At 62.8% G+C, this 19,884-nt stretch carries 22 protein-coding genes; 14 read left to right on the top strand and 8 right to left on the bottom strand.

Going from position 1 to position 19,884, the window contains the following annotated elements:
- The first annotated feature begins 46 nt into the window (after positions 1 to 46).
- Entirely contained in the window at positions 47 to 625 is a 579-nt protein-coding gene (locus ON00_RS10985) for a hypothetical protein (RefSeq protein ID WP_010405783.1), read from the top strand.
- Positions 626 to 745: 120 nt separating this feature from the next.
- Positions 746 to 1,090 (top strand): hypothetical protein, encoded by a 345-nt coding sequence (locus tag ON00_RS20585; RefSeq protein WP_137903286.1) that lies wholly within the window; start codon positions 746 to 748, stop codon positions 1,088 to 1,090.
- Positions 1,091 to 1,157: 67 nt separating this feature from the next.
- Here ON00_RS20585 and ON00_RS20580 read toward each other — a convergent pair whose 3' ends face one another.
- Positions 1,158 to 1,331: a hypothetical protein gene (locus ON00_RS20580; RefSeq protein ID WP_154651314.1), complete on the bottom strand. Its 174-nt coding sequence runs from the start codon at positions 1,329 to 1,331 to the stop codon at positions 1,158 to 1,160.
- 269 nt (positions 1,332 to 1,600) lie between these two features.
- A complete protein-coding gene (locus tag ON00_RS10980; RefSeq protein WP_137903285.1) occupies positions 1,601 to 2,182 on the bottom strand; it encodes a hypothetical protein in 582 nt (193 codons plus the stop codon).
- 316 nt (positions 2,183 to 2,498) lie between these two features.
- Between ON00_RS10980 and ON00_RS10975 the strand changes: the two genes are divergently transcribed.
- Positions 2,499 to 2,723 carry a hypothetical protein gene (locus tag ON00_RS10975; protein ID WP_010405781.1) on the top strand — a complete coding sequence of 75 codons (225 nt, stop codon included), beginning with the start codon at positions 2,499 to 2,501 and terminating at the stop codon, positions 2,721 to 2,723.
- Positions 2,724 to 2,836: 113 nt separating this feature from the next.
- On the opposite strand, the gene ON00_RS10970 is transcribed toward ON00_RS10975, so the two are convergent.
- Positions 2,837 to 3,055 carry a hypothetical protein gene (locus ON00_RS10970; RefSeq protein WP_010405780.1) on the bottom strand — a complete coding sequence of 73 codons (219 nt, stop codon included), beginning with the start codon at positions 3,053 to 3,055 and terminating at the stop codon, positions 2,837 to 2,839.
- 706 nt (positions 3,056 to 3,761) lie between these two features.
- Here ON00_RS10970 and ON00_RS10965 point away from each other — a divergent pair.
- On the top strand, positions 3,762 to 4,052 hold the full coding sequence (locus tag ON00_RS10965) for a hypothetical protein (RefSeq protein ID WP_010405779.1): 291 nt from the start codon (positions 3,762 to 3,764) through the stop codon (positions 4,050 to 4,052).
- Between the two features lie 70 nt (positions 4,053 to 4,122).
- Here the strand turns inward: ON00_RS10965 and ON00_RS21225 are convergent, their stop codons facing one another.
- Complete coding sequence (locus tag ON00_RS21225) at positions 4,123 to 4,602, bottom strand: hypothetical protein (protein WP_245535566.1); 480 nt, start codon at positions 4,600 to 4,602, stop codon at positions 4,123 to 4,125.
- Between ON00_RS21225 and ON00_RS10960 the strand changes: the two genes are divergently transcribed.
- The 7 genes from ON00_RS10960 to ON00_RS10930 all read left to right on the top strand — a co-directional run bounded on the left by ON00_RS10960 (position 4,558) and on the right by ON00_RS10930 (position 14,430).
- Entirely contained in the window at positions 4,558 to 6,354 is a 1,797-nt protein-coding gene (locus ON00_RS10960; RefSeq protein WP_245535565.1) for a type IV secretion system DNA-binding domain-containing protein, read from the top strand. The genes ON00_RS21225 and ON00_RS10960 overlap by 45 nt on opposite strands.
- A gap of 3 nt (positions 6,355 to 6,357) precedes the next feature.
- Positions 6,358 to 9,420 (top strand): MobF family relaxase, encoded by a 3,063-nt coding sequence (mobF, locus tag ON00_RS10955; RefSeq protein ID WP_010405777.1) that lies wholly within the window; start codon positions 6,358 to 6,360, stop codon positions 9,418 to 9,420.
- 45 nt (positions 9,421 to 9,465) lie between these two features.
- Positions 9,466 to 9,666, top strand: coding sequence for a hypothetical protein (locus ON00_RS10950; protein ID WP_010405776.1), 201 nt, complete (start codon positions 9,466 to 9,468; stop codon positions 9,664 to 9,666).
- Between the two features lie 52 nt (positions 9,667 to 9,718).
- Positions 9,719 to 10,336, top strand: a complete 618-nt coding sequence (locus ON00_RS19875) for a DUF2726 domain-containing protein (protein ID WP_010405775.1) — start codon at positions 9,719 to 9,721, stop codon at positions 10,334 to 10,336.
- A complete protein-coding gene (locus tag ON00_RS10940; RefSeq protein ID WP_010405773.1) occupies positions 10,323 to 10,973 on the top strand; it encodes a hypothetical protein in 651 nt (216 codons plus the stop codon). The genes ON00_RS19875 and ON00_RS10940 overlap by 14 nt, the downstream gene beginning before the upstream one ends.
- Positions 10,974 to 11,134: 161 nt before the next feature.
- Positions 11,135 to 12,796 (top strand): hotdog family protein, encoded by a 1,662-nt coding sequence (locus tag ON00_RS19870; protein ID WP_010405772.1) that lies wholly within the window; start codon positions 11,135 to 11,137, stop codon positions 12,794 to 12,796.
- An 11-nt stretch (positions 12,797 to 12,807) separates the two neighbouring features.
- Entirely contained in the window at positions 12,808 to 14,430 is a 1,623-nt protein-coding gene (locus ON00_RS10930) for a hypothetical protein (protein ID WP_040601631.1), read from the top strand.
- Here ON00_RS10930 and ON00_RS10925 read toward each other — a convergent pair.
- Positions 14,427 to 14,945, bottom strand: coding sequence for an SOS response-associated peptidase family protein (locus ON00_RS10925; RefSeq protein WP_029622703.1), 519 nt, complete (start codon positions 14,943 to 14,945; stop codon positions 14,427 to 14,429). The two genes, ON00_RS10930 and ON00_RS10925, sit on opposite strands and share 4 nt — an antisense overlap.
- A gap of 57 nt (positions 14,946 to 15,002) precedes the next feature.
- Here ON00_RS10925 and ON00_RS10920 point away from each other — a divergent pair, with 57 nt between their 5' ends.
- A complete protein-coding gene (locus ON00_RS10920) occupies positions 15,003 to 15,620 on the top strand; it encodes an SOS response-associated peptidase (protein WP_010405769.1) in 618 nt (205 codons plus the stop codon).
- 25 nt (positions 15,621 to 15,645) lie between these two features.
- Here ON00_RS10920 and ON00_RS10915 read toward each other — a convergent pair whose 3' ends face one another.
- On the bottom strand, positions 15,646 to 16,422 hold the full coding sequence (locus ON00_RS10915; protein WP_010405767.1) for a hypothetical protein: 777 nt from the start codon (positions 16,420 to 16,422) through the stop codon (positions 15,646 to 15,648).
- 55 nt (positions 16,423 to 16,477) lie between these two features.
- Positions 16,478 to 17,419: a hypothetical protein gene (locus ON00_RS10910; RefSeq protein WP_245535564.1), complete on the bottom strand. Its 942-nt coding sequence runs from the start codon at positions 17,417 to 17,419 to the stop codon at positions 16,478 to 16,480.
- A 100-nt stretch (positions 17,420 to 17,519) separates the two neighbouring features.
- On the opposite strand from ON00_RS10910, the gene ON00_RS10905 reads away from it, so the two are divergent.
- Both ON00_RS10905 and ON00_RS10900 read left to right on the top strand, forming a co-directional pair.
- Positions 17,520 to 18,056, top strand: a complete 537-nt coding sequence (locus tag ON00_RS10905; protein WP_010405765.1) for a hypothetical protein — start codon at positions 17,520 to 17,522, stop codon at positions 18,054 to 18,056.
- Positions 18,053 to 19,456, top strand: coding sequence for a HEPN domain-containing protein (locus tag ON00_RS10900; protein WP_010405763.1), 1,404 nt, complete (start codon positions 18,053 to 18,055; stop codon positions 19,454 to 19,456). The genes ON00_RS10905 and ON00_RS10900 overlap by 4 nt, the downstream gene beginning before the upstream one ends.
- Before the next feature lie 24 nt (positions 19,457 to 19,480).
- Here the strand turns inward: ON00_RS10900 and ON00_RS10895 are convergent.
- On the bottom strand, positions 19,481 to 19,884 hold a 404-nt coding region (locus tag ON00_RS10895; protein ID WP_010405762.1), incomplete at its 5' end, for a hypothetical protein.

The following is a 19,884-nucleotide window of genomic DNA, read 5'->3' as shown; positions in this document are numbered from 1 at the left end:
AAAGAAGAGGAGGAGCGAGCGAGCGGTTCCAACGAGGGAGGACGAGATGTCCATCACGTTCCGCATAGCTACCGCCGCCGACGATCAGCCGCGTCCGATCGCCGCCATCAACGCCCGCCAACTGGCTGCCTTCAGAGCGTTCCTTCGCGAGGAAAGCGAGCGAACCGGCACCACGCTTCTCGATCCTGACTCGGCCGAAGACGCGTTCCTGTCTTATCATTTCGAAGCGCGGGTCTGCCCGTTGGCGCTCGCTGCGGTGACCGTTATCTTCGACTTCCAGACCGACGTCATCAGCGTTGTCGAGGAAGCGCAGTTTCGTTGCCGACGGGTGAGCGTCTACCGCGTCGACGAGAGCGGCACGATCAACTTGGCGGTCGCCTTGACATCAGACATGGGCCTCGAGCTTGACCTGGCCTCTGCCAATGCGTTCGCACTGCTCGAAGGCCTTGGCCTTCGCCCCGACAGCGTCGGCGAAATCCCGATCGATACGGTGCGCGCCCGGCTCGCCAATCCGGCCGTCCGGCGCCGCGCCGCCGAGCACGGCGTGACGGCCTATCTCGACCAGCTCGATCAGCTGCTCGCGACCGCAGATGCCGACGACACTTCGCGGCTGGAATGGGCCTAGCCTCCGTCCAAACCCGCCGACGAAGGAGGGCGCGCCGCTAACGCTGGCGCGCCCCTTTTTTGCCCGCCTGTCTCAAGCCTTGAAATCGACCCGACCTGTCCCGATCTTCCCTATAAGGGCGTGGCCACGCCCTTCCATGGACAGCGAATCAGAACCAGCGACACCGAAAACTCGAAACCAGCAAAACTCAGCAAACCGAAAAACAGCCAGCAAAACTCAGATCCAAACAGCGAACCCGAAAAACCAGCAAACAGCGAACCCAGATCCAAAAGCGAAACATGGAAACATAGAGGTTCGGCCTCTCAAAACACCGAGCAAGCGCGTTGCAACGTATTACCCCTTCAATCTGGGGGCGCGTCCCCATCGCTGGAAGTCAAAGCGATGGAATGGCACAATTTCGCAGAGATCCTGTTTGGACTCGCGGCTGTAATCACTGCCCTCAAACAGGGCGGCAAAAAGAAATGAACGACGGGGCGGCAGGTGCGAACCTGCCGCCCTTTCGCGTTCTGGAAAATCCGGCCTGGCGCGCGCTTCAAGATGCGCCGGGAGCTTGATCCGGACGCTTCCGCAGAAGCGTGTCGATCGCGCGTTGAAGCTGCGTGACGCTCGCTTCTTCTTTTACGTCCTGAAGCAGATTTTGAGCCTGCCGCATCAGCGCCAGTGCCACCGCCCGGGTGACGGCCGAGTCCTTCTCGTGATGTTCCATATCGCCAACTCGGAGGCACGCTCATGTCGCAACAGTGCTGGTGCGCCTTCCCAGACAACTCCCGCGCGCTGGGCGCGGGAGCCGGGGCTGGTAACACGTCGAGACATGCGCCTACGCTTTTAGTGCCGAGGCACCTGGACATATGCGCAGGCACCCCGGCGTGAAGACCACACCGAGTTGCCGTACTCGACGGGATTACCAGTCCCGGCGCCGCCGTCCGCAGCGCCTCTCGGGCCTAACACAGCGCCTTGGTTGAACCAACCAGAAGGTCACTTCTCACCATCTCCAATCCCGCGCGCGGGCCTCATCGAGCCGCAACCGCTACCGGCCGGAGTGCGTTCGTTATTCGGGGATAGGAGGGCGAGCTTGGACTGGAGGCGCTGCGCGTCAGCATGAATTCGGTCGGCCAGGTGGCGCGCTTCTTCTTCCTCCCAGACGAACATGGTCCGCTCCGCACGCCGATTTTTGAACGACGTCATCCGCACGACCAAAGTCCAACGACCGGCCTGATCGACGCTGATCTTGCCCAGGCCGTGGCAAAGCGGCGCGCGCACGCTGTCATGGTCACGGAATGCCTGGAGCGTCTTGAGAACCGTGGCCGCGCCGTCACCGAACGGGCCGTCCGGGGCGATCGCAGCAGCCAATGCCTCGAAGCGCTGGCCTACCAGATGAGGGAGTTTTACCAGGGCTCCTCGCTCCGCGTCCTGAGCCAACCGGTCCAGCGCCTCGGACACGGCATATTCGGCGCGCGAAAACGCGTTCAGGCAGCGGCCGCGCCATGCATTGACCGCCTCATGGACACTCGCCCACACGACGGTGTCGCCGGCGGCAATAGAAACCTGTTCGTTCACGGCGCTACCGTAGGTGTCGCACCTTAAGTTCAGGTTGCCACGCGCAAATGGCAGCCGGTGCGCCCCCATCAGAGGATAAAATCTCTCACAGAATTCCGAACATGTCGTTGAGGGAGCCACCGCGTCAAGGACGGCGGGGCCCCACCATTTTCTTCGGCGGAGCGAGCGGCAGTGCTTCCTTTCGGCGGCGGTGGCCGCCGAAGAAAATCGTGACCCCCACCGCCGCTACGCGGCGCCGGCTGTGCCGGCGTCCCTGACCCGGCGGCTCCCTCAACGACGACCTTTCCCCTGTCATTCAAGACGACAGGAGGACAACATGCAGATCATCACGACCGCCGCCCATGCCGACACCGCCAACTATCTCGCCGCGCTGGCCTTCGCCGAGCGTCGCGCTCTGCACAGTTTCTTCGATCAGCACGTCATCGAGGACGCGCCCGGGCGCTACGTCGCCATCGACGAAGGCGACTACAATGCGCTGCCGATGACGCTCATCGACCGGGTGGTCCACACGGTCCCGGGCCGGATGTCCGACGAGTTCTAAAGGATCAGGGGAGGGGCTCCGGCCTCTCCCTTTTTTTTGCTGGGAGAGGTACGGACATGGGGGGCATCGAACCCCCCATGTCCGTGCCGCGCCATTGGCGCGGCGGGTCAGGGTCAGGCTGCCAGCCGCTTCTCGACTGCCTCGATTCCGAGGGTCTTGATCCGGTCGGTGAGGGCCGCCAGCCGTTTGGCCTCGAGCTTGAGCAAGCCTGATCTTTCGACCGTCAAAATGGCCTGCTCGCGCTCTTTTTCTTCGAGCCTTCTGCGCCGCTCTTCCAGCCGACGCGCATCCTCTTCGAACGCCAAACGCTCCTGTTCCAGTGTCTTTGCCATATGGGCCTCGTGTTCAACGCTAATCGGGCTGTGAACACCGTGACTATAACGGCGATTACAGCGCGCCGGAAGAAGCAGGTGAAGGTGGGGGCGCATCGGGCTCATCGCCCGATGACGGCTCTATTCGCTAGAGATCCCGTCGTCCTGGACGGACGCCGGGATCAAAGCTCACGGAGCCAAGGCGTTTGCCTTGTCTCCGCCCTGCCGGGTTACGATCCTCGCCTGGCCAATGGGGCCGGTGGCCCCTATTGATGCGCGCTTCGGGACCAAAGTCCCGGCGCGCATGGGGGAGGGCATCGCTCGCTTGCCCGTCCCCGATCGCGCAGCCTGACTGCTTCGCAGCAGACGCTATGCACGTTCCGCCCGTAGGCGGAGCGGTCCCCAGCCGGCCCCGGTAACGGGCACCCCAGCAGACATCGCCAGACAGCCCAGGGACAGGGTATCGGTCTCTGAGGATATGCACACCCTACGCACCTGAAGGTGCAAGATTTCCGTTGCTGCGCAACGGTTTAGCGCGGATGGAAAGGCGACTACATTGTAGTACGGTTCTTGCGGCGCGTAAAAGCCACGCAAATCCGCCACTTGGCCGTAGTACGGACGACTACGATGGTTTGGCGCTCGACGATCAACTTGCCGCGTGCCAGCCTCTAGGCTATAAGTCAGGCCTTCTTCAGTCCCCACCAGCCTCCCTGCTAGGAGGTTGGTCTTGGCTACCAGTTACCGGCACTATAATGTGCGGCTCGAGCGGACCCAGTGGGATCGGCTGAGCACCATAGCTGCGGAGCGCAAGCTCAGCGTCGCCGACATCATCCGGTCGGCGCTCGACGTCTTCCTTTCCTCGTCCGATCTGCTGACCGCCAGCCACCGCCGTCTCGCCCGCATCAGCGAGTTCCAGCAGCTCGCCTTGGACATCATCATCCGCGAGCAATATCCCGAGCTTCGCGAACGGCTCGTCGCCGAAACCGACAAGCGCCTGGTTCAATATCATGGCGCGTGAGGACATCCGCTCGAACGGGAAGAACATCCCGCTGACCCATCATTCCGCGCGGGGCCGGGTTCAGCGCAACTCAGGCAATTTCACACGCGGCAGCCAGCTCCTCACCCATGAGATGCTGATGTGGTTTTCGGGCGCGAAGCTGCCCATCATCGCCTGGTTCTTCGCCTTCCTCGCCGCTTGGTTCATCATCCTTTCGCTGCGCCTCGACGAGCATGGATTCCAGCTCGTCTGCATGAAGCTCTATTCGGCGCTTTGGAACTGGGTCGATCTCAATCCCAACAAGCGCGTCAACGTCACGCTGCCGAACGGCGAGATCTACAAAACGATCATGCCGGCCGTGCCCTATATCCCCGCCGTCCAGAAGGCGTGGGCAACCACGGTCCACGCGTTTATCGGCTCGATCCTCGTCTCGGTTTTCGTCATCGCGCCGATCACGATCTGGTTCGTCGATATCTCCCGGCGGCGCGGCAAGACCATCCTCCAGGAACGCCACGAACGCGGCGCGATGCTGGTCGAGCGCGATGTCCTCTTCGCCGAAATCGCCCAGCATAACGCCGCCAAATTCGAGGAAGATGCGCGTCAATTCTTCCCGCGGCTAAGCCCTTCGGCCGTGCTTCGGCTGCCCTTCGCCGAGCGAAAAGCCGGCGGCATCCATCACCCTTATTCGCTCGCCGGCGTCCCCTATCCGCACCGCATGGAGCAGTCGCATACGATGCTCATCGGCACGACCGGATCGGGCAAGACTACCGAGCTTCGCAGCCTCGTGGCGCAGATGCGCGAGCGTCAGGACAACGCCGTCATCTTCGACCTGACCGGCGCCTATGTCGAAGCCTTCTACGATCCGGAGCGCGATACGATCCTCAATCCGATGGACCAACGCTGCCCGGCCTGGTCAATCTTCAACGATTGCCGCACGCACAGCGAATTCACAGCCGCCGCCGCAGCCCTGATCCCGTCGGACGGTGGATCCTCGGAGCCCTTCTGGGCGCTGGCGGCGCGCACGCTGTTCATCGAAATGTGCGTCCGCCTCCAGGAGCGCGGCCAGACCACCAATCTGGCGCTCAGCGAAAACCTGATGACGGCCGATCTGAAGCGCGTTCACCGTTTCCTCGCTAACACCATCGCCGACCCGCTGACCGCCCCGGAAGCCGCCCGCATGGCGGAATCGATCCGTGCCGTCTTCAACACAAATGCGCAGGTACTGCGCTTCCTGCCCGACGAAGGGGAACAGTTCTCGATCCGCGACTGGATCACCGGCGACAAGCAGCCCGGCGCGATTCTCTTCATCACCTCAAACTATGTCGATCTGGCGATGAACCGGGCGCTCCTGACGCTCTGGATGGACCTGTGCATCAACCGGCTCATGACCATGCCGCGCACCCGCTCCTTGCGCATGTGGTTCATGTTCGACGAGCTCGGCGCGCTCCACAAATTGCCCGCGATCGAGAATGGCCTCCAGACCGCGCGCGCGTTCGGCGGCGCCATGATCCTGGGCATCCACAGCTTCGAAAAACTGGTCGAGGTTTATGGCGAACAGGGCGCTCGCAACCTTGCCTCGCTCGCCCGCTCAAAGCTCATCCTGGCTACCGCCGATCTCGACACGGCCGAGCAGTGCGCGCGCTACATCGGCAACCGCGAGGTGCGCCAGATGGATGAGGCCTACAGCTATGGTTATAACAACAATCGCGACGCCTCGACCCTGACCCCGCGCAAGCAGGTCGAACCGCTCGTCATCGCCGACGACATCACCAACCTGCCCTCGATGCATGGCTTCGTGAAGTTCCCCGACGGCTTTCCGGCGGCCCGCATTCTGCTCGAATGGCAAGACTATCCCCAGGTCGCCCAGGGCTTCATCGCGCGGCCCACCATGAGCCCGGTGCGGTCGAGGCGCGGAGAGGAAGTGTTCGCCGAAGAGGACGGCGCGGGAGGCGAGGCGGGCGGGCGTGATGGCGCCGTCCAGATCGTCGAGGAGGTCGTCGAGGCGACCAATCTCGCAAAGGAGATGGCAGCGCGGATCCTCAGCACCCCGACCGAGGAGGAGAATGCCGAAACGATGCGCGCGGCGCAGCGCAGCGACGATCGGAACGAGCAGACGGCGCCTGCAATCCATGCGGCCGACAAGGCGCAGGCGGCGCGCGACAAGCCCGAGGACCAGACCGCCGGCACCCGCACCAGCGAGGAGCGCCGCGACGGTCGCGACGCGCAACCGCGCGGGACGCAGGTCGAGGATCAAACCCTGGTCGAGCTGAGGGAAGGCTTTGCCAGCGGACGGGATTCCGATGGCATGGACATGGGGATCTAGGGCGTGCTCTCGGTCGCCTCGGTCCGCTCCGCCTCGGGTGCGGCGAACTATTTCGCGAAGGACGACTTCAAGGACAATTACTACACCGCCGACGGCTCGGCCGAGCAGAGCGCTTGGGGCGGGGAAGGGGCCGGGGCTCTCGGCCTCGAAGGCGAGGTTTCGAAACAGGCCTTCGAGGAAATCCTGGGCGGGACGCTGCCGTCAGGCGAGGGCGTCGCCCAAGTGGAAAACCGCCGCAACGGCGTCGATCTCACCTTCTCGGCGCCTAAGTCGGTGTCACTCATGGCCTATGTCGCCGGCGACAAACGCGTGCTCTCGGCCAACATGGCTGCCGTTCAGAAGACCATGGCCTGGGTCGAGAAGAATCTCGCTGAAGGTCGCAAGGATGTGGAGGGCCGCAAGGTCCCGGTCCAGACCGGCAATCTGGTCTATGCGCTGTTCCAGCACGACACGAGCCGCGCGCTCGACCCGCAGGCCCATGTCCATGCCGTCGTCGCCAATCTGACGCAGATGCCAGACGGCAAATGGCAGGCGCTCCACGCCGACAAGATCTGGAGCAGCAACACGACGATCGGCGCCGTCTACCACGCCTATCTGAGGGCCGGCCTCGAGAAGCTTGGCTACAGCGTAGAGCTCAAGGGTAAGCACGGCACGTTCGAGATAGCGGGCGTGCCCAAGGCGGTGATCGACGCCTTCAGCCAGCGCCGCGAGGCGATCCTGGAAAAGGCGGCGGAACTCGGCATCGTCTCGGCCAAGGGCCGTGACGGGATCACCACCAACACCCGTGATCCCAAGCTCAATGTCGATGACCGCGACGGCCTGCTGAAAGGCTGGATCGACAAGGCTGCGGCGCTCGGCTTCGACGGCAGGGGCCTGCTCGCGTCGGCCGAGGCACGCTCAGGTCTGAGCGCCGTCGACAGCCGGCTCGATCGCGGGTTCCGCGCGGTCGGCGAGGCAATAGCCGGCGCGCGCGACCTGGTCGGTGGTTTCCTTCGCCCGCACGATCCGCTGGTTGATTCAGGCCTTGCACGCGTCACCCAATCCCCCGCGACCGCCCGCTCGCAGCTCGCCGTCGCCTCCGCCGTCCGGATCCTTTCCGAACGCGAGGCGGCGTTCAACGTCCACCTCCTGGCGAAGACCGCGCTCGATCTCGGATTGAAGGGCGTGACGATCGACACGGTCGAACAGCGCATCGGCCAGTTGGTCGAGAACCGACAGCTTATCCCCGGCGTCGCCCGTGCCGGCGACAAAGGCGTGAGCATGGTCACCACCCAGGAAGCGCTACGCACTGAAGAGAGCATCCTGAAGGCAGTCGAAGTAGGGGCAGGAAGGGCCGCACCGATCGTACCGGCCGCCGATGCGCCCACACGGCTACAGGCGGCCGCTGACCGCCCGCTCAATGCAGGCCAACTGGCGGCAGCCACGCTGATCCTGTCGTCAGACGATCGCACGGTCACCGTCCAGGGCGTCGCCGGCGCGGGCAAGTCTACCATGTTGCAGGCCGTCGCGCGCGTCGCGGCAAGCGAAGGGGGACAAATCCTCGGCCTCGCATTCCAGAACAAGATGGTGGCCGACCTTTCGGAAGGCGCCGGCATCAAGAGCCAGACGATCGCTTCCTTCGTGCTCGCCAACGAGCGGTTCGTGACCGAGCGCGACACGCCGAGGTTCGAGGCTGCGCAGGCGAAGTTCGCAGGGGCCATGCTTGTGGTCGATGAAACGTCGATGGTCTCGAGCGACGATATGCTCAAGCTGCACCGGATTACCGAGGCGCTCGGCGTCGATAAACTCGTGCTGGTCGGCGATCGCCAGCAGCTCTCCTCGATCGACGCCGGCAAATCCTTTGCGATGATCCAAGCGGCCGGCGGGACCATGGCGCGGATGGACGAGAATATCCGCCAGCGTACCGATATGCTGCGGACCGTCGCGGCTCTCGCCAATGTCGGCAAGGCAGGCGAGGCGATGAAAGTGCTGGGCGACAACGTCCATGAGAGTGCCAGCGCGCCAGAAACAGCCGCCGATATGTGGCTCGCTTTGCCGGGAGGTGACCGCGAGGCGACTGCGGTCTTCGCGTCCGGCCGGGAATCTCGCGCGATCATCAATCAACGCATCCAGGACGGCTTGGCGGCAGAGGGGACTGTGCGAGGGGAGGGGATCCACCTCACCGTCTATGAGCGCGTCAATCTGACTCGCGAGGAGCTGCGCTACGCGTCGACTTACCAGCCCGGCCAGACGCTCGATGTCGGCCGCGGCGGCGCGCAGGACATCGGCCTCGAGAAGGGGCGGTACGACGTCACGCGCGTAATGCCGAACGGCAAAGTCGAGCTCAGCGACGGCCGCCGGAAGATCCGCTTCGATCCGCAGAAGCTATCGCCCACCGAAAAACGCGACAGACTCGAGCTCACCCATAAGAAAGACCTCCATGTCCGGGAGGGCGACCGCGTCCGCTGGACCGCCAACGACAAGCCCCGCGACCTCCACAACGCCGCCTTGGCGCGCGTGCTGACGGTCGATGCCAATGGCGTGACCGTCGAGACCGCCGGGCAGCAGCGGCTGACCCTGGATCTGGGCGATCCGATGCTGTCGCGTCTCGACCTTGCCTACGCGCTCAACATGCACATGGCGCAGGGCATCACGACCGACAAAGCCATCACGGTCATGGACAGTCATGAGCGCAATCTGTCCAACCAGCGCCTGTTCAATGTCGGCGTGACCCGCGTCCGCGACGAGCTGACGATGGTGGTGGACAACCGGGAAAAGCTGGAGCGCCAGCTCGATCTGAACCCCGGCAACAAGACCTCAGCCCTCGAGACGGTCGGCCGCCTCGACATTGACGGCAAAAAGGGATCGCCGCCGCCGGTGAAGTTCGATCCAGGTCCGATCGACGGCATCAACTTTGCCGATCACCCCGATATGCTCGCTGACCTGCCACCGGTTCCGGACGGACCGATCGCGCCGGCGGCCGCAGCGACCAAGGCGAGTGACCTCAAGGCGCCGCCCGACCTCAAACCCGACAAGGGCGACCTTCTTCCACCGCTGCCCGAACGCAGCCTGGGCCTCGATTTGTGAGAGTGAACCGCCGGCGCGGTGCCGGTCCAACCAAGGAGACGAAACATGGCATGGGATTTTGACGAGGGCGGCAAGTTCGGCAGCGAAAAAGCGGCCGAGGATTATGCACGGCGCAACGGCCTCAACGACGCCGATTTCCGCACCCGTCGCAAGGGCGACCAGGTTGAGCTCGAGATTCGCCGCTCAGCGATCGACGGCCGTAGCCTCAAAGACAGCAACGAGGGCCGTCGCGACGGCTGGAATTGAAAGGCGCTCCGGCATGGGGCGCGAGCCTCGTGCCCTAACCGGGAGAGGTTCAATGTCAGAGTATTTCGGCCGGCTCGGCCAACAACCGATCGGCAACCTATTGCTCGCCATGGGCGCGCTGATCGTGCTCTGTTTGGCGATATGGATCGCGCCACGCATCCGCCAAGGCATGAGGGATAGGCCTTTACCGGTGCCGGTGCCGGCGCCGGTAGCGAAGCCCTTTCTGACAAACCGGAAGCACGCGATGCTCTCCGCTCTCGAGCGGGTCCTGCCGATGTATCGGATCCATGCCCAAGTCTCGATGGGTGCGCTTCTCGCGCCGGGTGGTCGCCTGGGCCCGTGGCAGCGCGGGACGGATGGCGGCGCATTCCTTTGGAGGATTGTCGACTTCGTCGTTGTCGATCCCACCTCGAGTTCGATCGTCGCTTTGATAGAGATGGACGAGCGCTTCGCCGAACCTGACGAAAATCGGCAGCGTGAGGCGCTGACGACCCAGGCGGGGTATCAGACGATCCGCATTCCTGCGTCAGACCGCGCGACGATGGCTACCGCGCAGGCCGCGGTAGGGCATTTGCGGGACGCCGCGCTGAAGGCAGCGCCCGCTGTGACGCGCTTGCCAATGCCTGTGCGCACATGGCCACTCGAGGGGCGCTTCAATGGGACTCGATGATCGGGACTATATGCGCGATCGTCGGCGCGCTGAGCGCGAGGCAGCGCGGCTGGGCAGTGCGTCCTGGATCGACAGGAACGGGCGGGTGGAGCACCACGGACTCTGGTTCGACGGTCGGTATCGCTCCGGTCCGCGCGTCGTGCCGCACCCATGGCAGAAGTGGCTCTTCCTGCTCATGGCCCTGTCGATCCTGATCCCAATGTACGGTGAAATAAAGCGCGAAGGATGGCTGCCCGACTTCGACACGGCGGTGAGGTTTCCCGAAACGGGGTCGGTGACGGTGGCGAGAACCATCCGACGCGCCGATATTGAAAGCAGGCTGACGGTAGAGGCCAGCGAAGCAAACGCTGTCGTGCAGCTATTCGACCCAGCGACCAACCGGCATATCTTCTCACTCTATGTGGCGCGCAATGATCGCATCACCGTCCCCGCTCCGACCGGCACTTTCCTGATGCGGCTGATCGAGGGGCAGAAGTGGCATGGAACCACGCGATATTTCGGGCCGAACACATCTTACGAGACGGTTGCCGAACTGATGACATTCGAGCCGCGCAGTGGCCACATTATCGATCTGCATCGAAGGCCCGGCGGCAACCTCAAGACGCAGCTAATGCTATCGCGACCATTGAGCCTGTGATCCCCAGTGCCATCCGTGACACTTTACCCGAAAACGCTGGGTAAAGTGTCATTGCTGACAATTACTTGGCTGAAGGAGGGGCCTGTCCCGTAACTGCTGCCCGAACGATGAAGGCGTGTTAGCTAGGGTTCCCTGAGCAAATAGCGAGAATCGCCACCTGAATGCCGCACCATATCTTCTACTCCTGGCAGAGCGACACCGATAATCGAATTGGCCGCGGCTTCATCCAGCATGCATTGGATCGCGCCATCCGCGCAGTGAATGCGGACGCGGACGTCGATCCTGCCGATCGCAACGTGCAAGCCGACCGTGACACGGTCGGGATATCAGGTATGCCGCCGCTCGCCGATACTATCTTCGGCAAGATCGACCGTGCTGTCGCCTTCCTCTCCGACCTCACCCATGTCGCCAAACGGGCCAAGGGGCAGCTTTCGCCCAATCCCAATGTCCTGCTCGAGCACGGCTGGGCGTTGAAGTCTCGCGGCTGGGCCAGGATGATCGGCGTGATGAACACGGCCATGGGTCACCCGGATGAGCATCCTCTCCCGTTCGACCTTACCCATTTCAAGCGGCCGATCCTCTTTCACTGCCCGCCAGATTCGACCGACGAGGATCGTCAGGCGGCCCGGCTCGGACTGCAGAAGGATCTGGAGAGCGCGCTTCGCCTGATCCTTGATGACGAGGTTCTTCGCGCGGCTCAGCCGCCGGAGCAGCCACATCCTCACGATATCGCATTGCTCCAGCGGTTCCGGACCCAGATCCCGGAGCGGCTGCGCCAGTTCCTGCGCGAGCATAACTTCGGTGAGCCCTATCCGCGAAAGGCGCTCGATCCGCTCGATGATATCGCTTCCACCTGGGCAGGAGCTGAGTTCGATTTCGAGGATAAGGCGCTGCAGGAAGCGTCTACGGCGCTGCGCGCAGCCAATAGCTCGCTGATGGAGCTGGTCTACGAACGCACCCATGTCATGGATCGCAATCCCAACATGGCGTGGGCGAAGACGGGCTATGATGTCAGTCATGGCCTTCAGCAGGGAACCCTGGACGCAATCCGGGATCTCAATGCGCGGTCGACGACTCTGATCGACTCGATCGACGCCTTCGAGAAGGTTGGCCGGTCACGGATCCGTGTCGCGGCACCGGCACCTACCGCGCCGCAGGTCGATCCCAGGTGGGAAGCCGCGAGGCAGGCGGTAGGCGAGCTTGCCGCCGATCGCATGCGGGGCGGGCTCCCAGAGATCGTCGCCGTGCCGAGCATGACCCTTCGCCTCGTTCCTCTTGTTGCGATGGATCGGCCATCCCTCGACCCGAAGGTCGTGCTGGCCGCCGCATTGCGTTTTCCACCGGACATGCAGGTCAGGGTCCAGTCGGATTCCGATGAGCGCCAGTGGTGGAGTTTCGGGCTGCCGCTGATCCGCACAGAGAACAATCCCGAAACCAGATGGCGGACCCGTTTCGTCCGTCCAGGTGTCATCGAATATGAAGCAACCATTGGTGGCCGCGTTGATGATGGGGACGAGCAAATCCTCGTTGATGGCCGCGCGCTTGAGGGATCGATCGTGGCGCATGTTGAACGGCTAGCCGGCGTCCTCGCGGCGATCGGGCTAACCGGACCAGGTCTCGTTTCCATCGCCTTTCGTGGCGTTGAGGATGTTGAGCTCACGCGGTCCCGCGGGGGCGGCAGGACGATACGAAAGCCGGAGCTGTTCCTGCCCGAGTTGCGGGCAGACGATCTTTCCGCCGCCATGCAGCCTCAGCTGCGCGACCAGCTCAATATCCTGTGGCAGGCGTCCGGCTGGGCGGATGGCTCGCCGTCGTTCGGCTGACGAGTGACACCATGATCCTCAAGCCTCCTCCGCCTGAAACGGGAGACGTCGGACTCGCGGAGTTTCGTGCGGCGGCCAAGCTGTATGAGGACACGTTGCGCAATCGGACCTTTCGCGAGCTCTACCGAAAGGATCTCGCCAAGTGGCGGAAACTCTATGGGACGCTTGCCGGGAAGCGCGAGCCGGGTTCGGCCGCAGCGACGCATTTTACAAGGCTATCGGCGCTCTGCGGTGAGTTGCTCGCGGAATATGGCCCGGAAGCCCCGCCGAAGAAGCGACCTTCCAAGGCTGTCGCGCCTGTTCCGTTGACCTATCCCGATTTCCCCGAGGAGCTCACGCACCGGATCCACTTCCTGGAGGGACCGGGTATCCGCCGGCAGCGCGCCGTCGAGCTGGCCACCTATGCGCCGGCCGTGTCGCGCCAAACCTCGACGCGTGGGCGCGTGCTCGTCTCGATCGGAGTGCGCATGGATCAGGTCCGGTTGTTCGAGCGCATTGTGGAATCGATAGGTGACCTCGCCATGGGTGACTATCCCGCCGCCGGCTTCGATATCGGCTATGTCATGCGGCCCGACGGAATCCCGCAGGGTCAATCTTGGACGTCCAATCCGCTCGACCCGATGTTGCCGATCGCGCGCATCTGGAACGACAATGAAAGGGCAAGGGGTTACGGCTTTCAGGCCCGCCTGCTTGGCGACCAATGGCGGGGCGTCGACGGCGAGGGCCTTCCCGAAGACCTGCCCGACCTGACCGGCGGACCATGGGACCCAGATCCCCACTGGCAGCGTGTGCTCGAGCTTACTGAGGCTGATTGCCTCGACGAAGCCCTCGTCTTGGTGGAGGCTATTCCCGGCCGCGACCGCGAGCCGATGTTCGACGAGGTCATCTACCTTCGGTTTCTTACGAAGACGCCGCTGCAGGCTCAGGATATCCGCGTTCTTGCCCGCAAGCACGTAGTGAACTCGCTGATCGCTGGGCGATTGCTCGAGGAATTCGATGCTTTCCTCGACCATCTCGACGCTCAGTTCGCCCTAGAGCCGCCGGTCCTTGAGGAGATGACCCGGTTGCGGCCGGATTTTGGATCGTCGATGATCCCGCCGCTCCCATCCGCTGCCGATTGGGCGACATACCGGCGCCACATGGGTCAGTTCTCAAACCCGAGCGGGCGGCGCGGCCGGATCTTTTCGAGGAATATTGGCGTCGCCGATACTGGCGCGTCGGAGTTTTTTGCGAGCGCCTTTGTGGCGGCCGAGGAAGCGTTCCGCCGGGAGCGTTCCATCCCTGAGATTGGGCGTGGCTGGGTTTCAGAGGTTACGCTTTTTGACCTGGTCCGCTCGATTTGGCCCTCAGCGGTCCACCAATGGCGGCCGGCGTTCCTCGGCATGCAGTCCATCGACATCCATGTACCGGAGCTGCGGCTCGCGATCGAGTATCAGGGGCAGCAGCACTACGAGCCGATCGCGCTCTTTGGCGGACAGGAAGGCTTCGAGCTTACCTGCGCGCGGGACGCGAAGAAGCGGATGTTGCTCGCGCGTCACGGCACGCGTTTGCTCGAATGGCGCTTCGACGTCCCTATAACCAGGGCGGCCTTGGTTAGTCAGCTCTCCGCGATGGCGATCGTCGTTCCCAACTAGAGCGCGAGTGCCTTTTGCCGCGGGCCGCTGGTGATCTCTTCGACGACGAAGGTCCGCGCCGGCGGCGTTTCCAGTAGCTCGATTTCCGGGATCGTGTGATCGAGCCACTGCATCCGCTGTCGGCGCAGGATGATCGCGCCATGGCGATCCTGATACCGGCTGATCTCTGGATTGGCGGCGACCGTGATGACCCGGAACGACAACGGCCACTCGGCCATCGCCGGCTCCAAGACCGCCGCCAGGTAGAAGAAGTTGCCGTCGTCGAGCTTCACTCGATATTGCTTGTCGCCCACGGTCATGTGAAATTCGGACGCCGGCACGAGGCAACGGTGGTTGGGAAAGGTCTTCCCCTCCGATCGCACGAACCGATACGAGGTGCCGTCGCTAAAGCGGGGATTGGAGCCCCACCTCGCTTCGACCATTTCCACTTCTTGCATATCGTCCGGATTTCGCCGGATGATGGGCAAGAGCTTCTCGAGTGGAGCCTCGGAGTCGAAGGCTGTTGGCGTAGCCATGAATAGAACATATATGGAACGAACTTGAGTCGCAAGGGCGAGCCGAACGGATGACCGATGTGCAATGACTATCGCCTCGAGGTCGACATAGCCTCGATTGTCGAGGACTTCGAGGACCTCAAGATCAGGATCAAAATGCCCGAAGGCACGCCCAACGTGGCTGCCCGCGCGGACATCAACATCAGCGATGTCGCGCCCATCGTGCGCAGCGGCGAGGGCAGAGGATCGGGCGAGGTGATCAATCGGCGATGGAGCTGGCCGGGCCAGAACGGGCGACCGGTATATAATTTCCGTTCGGAAGGCCGCACATTCACCTCGCATCGCTGCCTCATCCTGGCCGATGGCTTCTACGAATTTACGGCGCCGACCGATCCCGGTCAGAAGCGCAAGACTAAATGGCTGTTCACATTGAAAGATCATGCGTGGTTCTGCATCGCCGGCATCTGGCGGTCGCACCCAGAAATCGGGGAAGCATTCACGATGCTGACGATGGATCCTGGCGACGACATCGCTCCCTACCATTCCCGGCAGATCGTCCCGCTTCCGCGTGATCGCTGGGCCGACTGGCTGGATCCCTCAGTGCCTGCCGAGAACGTGCTTGGTTTATTGCCGAAGGGCAGCCTGATACCACAGCAAGTCTATCCGCCGATCGCCGCGCAGGCATCGCTGCTTTGAGGCCGCAAAGACGACGCTCTCGATCTCATTCACCCGGCGGCTCGACGTCTGGCGGGTTCATATATGCCCTGAACCCTGCGAGATCCTCATCACTTGGGTTCTCCAGCTCGGGAATGTAGCGGATGGTCTCAGCCACATCCCGGCGCGAAATATAGCCAATGATGGAGCCGCCGTTGCTCAGCTCATATTGCATCGCGCCGCAATGCCGGTCGACGGTCGCCAGCCCGGGCGCGAACGCGATCGGCTTTTTGCTCCCCTTCTTGCTCACCTCATGTTTGGCCAGCGCGACGCGCAGAAATTCCAGCCTGGTGAACCCCATTTCCGTCCGCCGCAGATCGACCCGCATCTGATCGACAAGTTCGGGTCGCTCCAGCGCGTCGCGGAGCTGCTGGGCGCGCAGCTCCCGGTCGTAGTGCCGGTAGCCCAATTCCCGTTCGAGGTTCGTGGCCTTCAGGTTGATCCCGCCATTCTCAGCGAGCTTGATGACCTCCTCGCATCGCTGACGCCAAGTGCGCAGCAGTTCATAGGCGGCATAGATCCACATAGGCGTTAGGGCGGAGAGCTGCGCGATCCGGCCGCGTGGTGGCTCATCATCGAGCTGGCGTTCCAAGATCTCCTGCTCGATCCGGTTGAGCATATTATCGACCAGGCAAAGCTGGCTTGCCTGCATGGCCAGAAACGGGTTCTCGCCAAACCCCGCGAGGGTCATCAGGGCTTCATGGAGCTCGGCGTGACCGATATCCGCCAGTGGGCGGTATCTGGGCTCGTCATCCAACTCCTCGGGATGAGGCTCGCCGTCCACGTTCAACCCCTCCGGGCCGCCCGAGGCAGTTGCTGCGCCCAGATGCGGGGCCTCATCATGAAACCTTCTCCCTCAGCCATGACGACAATCCAGCGTCTAGGACCATCCGCGCGAGCCGCTGTGGTCCGAGCAGAATCACGCCTTCCGGCCCTTCATTTTCCGGAATGTTGCCGGTGTGCCAGACGAAGAACATGCGGTCATAGGCTTCTGCCTCGGCAAGCCGGCCGGCATAATCGTCGAGCGACGCGCGCGTGGCTTGCGATTTCACCTGCACGAAGGCCCGTTCGGCGGTGCTCGGAAGCAGCAGTTCGAGATCTATCGTCTTCTGGGTTCGGCCGACCTGGCTGAGCCGGCGCCACCCGCTGCTCGAGAAGACGAGATCGACCAGCAATTCAAAATCTTGCCACGTCAGTAGGCGCATCAGCGGTATGATAGCGGTGGTGAGGGCGCGTTCGGCCTCTTCGGCAGCCGCGACTTCCGGCGACAACTCGTCGCTCAGCCTGCGCAGTAGATAGTCGGCCGCACCGACGTCGCAAATCGTCCCGCGAAACATCTGCACCTTGAGCAGTCGCCCCGACAGTCTATCGGCGGTCAACAAGCTCCCGCCAATCGACGCGTTGTGCCACCCGTGGAGGGTTGAGCGGCGGTGGCTGCTGTCCGCCAGGATCTCGATCTTGCCCGTCGGTCGGCACCAATAGAGCATGCCGCCGACAAAGGTGATGAAGATGGTGTCTTCGCCGCTCTCATAGAACGCCCGGATCTGCTTCACGTCGCGGGTCGCGGCACCGGCGTCCCCTCGGCGCGTCTTCATGGCGTCCCACACACCCGCCCAGTCGCCCGCGACGCACAGGTCGTGCGGCGCCTCGCGGTAGCCGAAGCGAAGCACGCCGTCGCGAATGCTCTCAGCTTCCCAATCGCCGCCCCGACCCAGCTTGATGTAATAGACCTTGGCAGCCGTGACTGCGGTCATTGGTTTCCCCCGTTTGGGCGAGCGCACCCCGGATCTTCACGCCGGCCCATCGCACGCTATACGTTAGACAAAGAAAAGATAATGAAGACGTTGCCCTTATCAGACTGAGGGCGAGATCGAGGGGGCAATGGGAAAGTCGAACGGCAACGCGCAGCGCAAGAAATCATCGAAACCCTACAATGAGCGCACCGACCTCGAGAAATTGCAGTCACAATGGACCAAACTGTCCGGCTTGCACCTTCGCGAGGAGCCATCCGCAGCGATAGTCCGATGCGCGACCGCGGCAGAGATCGCGGCGAACTATGCGATTCGGGCTGAATGGGCTCGCAAGACCGAGTTCGACGATACGATCATCGATATGTTTCTGCGCTGGGCGAACGGCCTTCCACTAAAGGTAACCCGATTGTTCGTCCCGATTTATTTTGCGACGCCGGACAAGAGTCCCATCGGGAAAGCGCTCAAGGCGTCGGCCGAGAAGATCAACACGGTCCGCAATGCCGTGGTCCATCAAGGGGCGTTCAGCAATCCCGATGAGGCCGAAGCCGTCATCGCCGAGGCGAAAACTTTCATCAACACGATCGTCGGTTTGTCGATTCCCAACTTCGACATCGAGGTGGCCGCACGCGAGTGGCAGGCCTCCCGTGAGACCGAGGCGGGCGAATGACTTCCACGCTCGGCGGCCTGACGGTGACCCTCGGCAAGAAGCTCACACAGTCTGACGACTACCTGAAGGGGAAGCATAACCTGTTGACCCAGTTTGACAGCATCGACGACTTGGTCACGGATGAGACGAAGCTGACTGCCAAGGATCGTCAGGCAATCGAGCATCATATCCTGCAGCTCCGTGCGGCGATCGCGCGCACCCTCTGGTCGAACGAATTCTATATCGGTCGCTCCCTGCTCGACGACTACATCCTTCACACTACGAAAGATGGTGGCGGGAATGTGCCGGTGCGCGTCATCGCGGCGCTCGCGGCCGCCGGCGCTGACCGCCCCGGTTTCGTCCTCTACCCACTGACCGGGTTCGGCATGGAGATGCCGCGGATTTTCGCGAAAGACAGCAAGCTCCGTTCCGAGGCGATTTTCAGGAAGGCTGGCTTCGCGGTCAGCACCCAAAGCAATTCGTTCGATGCGGCCGTTGCCAGCGTTGAACGGATGGCCCGGGGCCTGGGCGTGAAACAGCGCATCGACAAATCGGATTTTCGCCACTTTGCCTACACGGCGAAATGGTTCGGAAAAAACCCCCTCATGCTGGTCCGGATCACGTCGTTCACCGGCGACATGTACGAGAACCAGTTCGTTTATTCGCTCAAGATCCGGGTGGCGGCGGCGCATCTTCTGATGCTGCATTGTCTGTCGCAGGAAACGGTCGGGCCGCTCGACCGGCATCGCAACTCGTCTTTCGTCAACAATTTCGAAACGCTCGACATTGCCCACTATCTGATTGGCGAAGCGATCCGCGGACGCCCTATGTCGACCCGCCGCGTGCCAATGAACGTCTCGCAGTTGGAATTGGCGAAGCTCTCCGACGTAGCCGCGACGCTTTCCACTAGCGCTCTTGCAACGGCGCGGATGAAGAGGCTTGCACCCAGGGTGACGCAAGCCCTGAACACGGTCGAGCGGGGCTACTTCCGTCACGTCAACCTGGCCACTCGCTCAAAACCTGAGAACCGCCTCTATCGGCGCCTGCTCACCGCCTTGGACTGGTTTCGACAGTCTTTCAGCGCCCGCGCAAATGAGGCCGAGGCCATCGTTGCGCTCGCGGTCGCTTTCGAAACGCTGCTCACGGATCAATATGCCCCCGCAATCGCGGAGCGGCTGCGACGCCGGATCGGTATCTGCATGAAGGGCGTGCCTGGCCTTGCGAGTTATCAGGACAGCGTCGAAGCTATCTACTATGCTCGCAGTTCGATCGTGCACACTGGCGAGCCCGACCATTCGGTCGACATTCATCGAGGCCAGGTCGCTTTCACCCGATGCTTTTGTGCGATCGCCGACCGACTGACGGCCTGGGTGCCGACCGCGAACAACGCTATGGGCGATCTGCTAGGCGACGTCGGTTGAGCCTGTGATCGGTACGCCCCCGCGCTAGATCGCTATCTTGCGATAGCCGTTCCCTTGCACAAAACCCTGCTCGAGGCACCATCTCCTGGTCAGGCCGGCGCCGGTATCATTCGAATAGGCGTGCCCGTTTGCACGAAAGCGAAGGAATGAGGGCCACGCATCCGGAACAGGATGGTTGGTTGTGACATGGACGAGCACTTTCTCGCCGTTCCTGATGTCCGTGGGCTTTCTGACCGCGTAATATTCGCCCCAATCGCTCGTCTTCTCGAGGACCGCCTGCGTTATGGTGTGGCGTGCTTCGGGGCGGCCGGGCTTGGTCGCCGCGGCCTGCGTCGCGACTTGGTCGCGACCATCCCACTCCCGAAAATAAATGTTGGCCCAGCAACCGAGTATCTGGTGCACGTTAAGGGCTTCTATGTCCTGGCGCC

The sequence above is a fragment of the Sphingomonas echinoides ATCC 14820 genome, assembly GCF_000241465.1.
GTDB lineage: Bacteria > Pseudomonadota > Alphaproteobacteria > Sphingomonadales > Sphingomonadaceae > Sphingomonas > Sphingomonas echinoides.
Note: the sequence above shows the minus strand (reverse complement) of the source record. Positions and strands in the feature narration are given on the sequence as shown.

Bases quoted from the DNA above. Each gene is read 5' to 3' on its own strand.
- ON00_RS10920 (WP_010405769.1), top strand. From the start codon at position 15,003: ATGTGCAATGACTATCGCCTCGAGGTCGACATAGCCTCGATTGTCGAG.
- ON00_RS10985 (WP_010405783.1), top strand. From the start codon at position 47: ATGTCCATCACGTTCCGCATAGCTACCGCCGCCGACGATCAGCCGCGT.
- ON00_RS20580 (WP_154651314.1), bottom strand. From the start codon at position 1,331: ATGGAACATCACGAGAAGGACTCGGCCGTCACCCGGGCGGTGGCACTG.
- ON00_RS10940 (WP_010405773.1), top strand. From the start codon at position 10,323: ATGGGACTCGATGATCGGGACTATATGCGCGATCGTCGGCGCGCTGAG.
- ON00_RS10950 (WP_010405776.1), top strand. From the start codon at position 9,466: ATGGCATGGGATTTTGACGAGGGCGGCAAGTTCGGCAGCGAAAAAGCG.
- ON00_RS10930 (WP_040601631.1), top strand. From the start codon at position 12,808: ATGATCCTCAAGCCTCCTCCGCCTGAAACGGGAGACGTCGGACTCGCG.
- ON00_RS10925 (WP_029622703.1), bottom strand. From the start codon at position 14,945: ATGGCTACGCCAACAGCCTTCGACTCCGAGGCTCCACTCGAGAAGCTC.
- ON00_RS21225 (WP_245535566.1), bottom strand. From the start codon at position 4,602: ATGCTGGGCGATTTCGGCGAAGAGGACATCGCGCTCGACCAGCATCGC.
- ON00_RS10900 (WP_010405763.1), top strand. From the start codon at position 18,053: ATGACTTCCACGCTCGGCGGCCTGACGGTGACCCTCGGCAAGAAGCTC.
- ON00_RS10905 (WP_010405765.1), top strand. From the start codon at position 17,520: ATGGGAAAGTCGAACGGCAACGCGCAGCGCAAGAAATCATCGAAACCC.
- ON00_RS19870 (WP_010405772.1), top strand. From the start codon at position 11,135: ATGCCGCACCATATCTTCTACTCCTGGCAGAGCGACACCGATAATCGA.
- ON00_RS10975 (WP_010405781.1), top strand. From the start codon at position 2,499: ATGCAGATCATCACGACCGCCGCCCATGCCGACACCGCCAACTATCTC.
- ON00_RS10970 (WP_010405780.1), bottom strand. From the start codon at position 3,055: ATGGCAAAGACACTGGAACAGGAGCGTTTGGCGTTCGAAGAGGATGCG.
- ON00_RS19875 (WP_010405775.1), top strand. From the start codon at position 9,719: ATGTCAGAGTATTTCGGCCGGCTCGGCCAACAACCGATCGGCAACCTA.
- ON00_RS10960 (WP_245535565.1), top strand. From the start codon at position 4,558: ATGCTGGTCGAGCGCGATGTCCTCTTCGCCGAAATCGCCCAGCATAAC.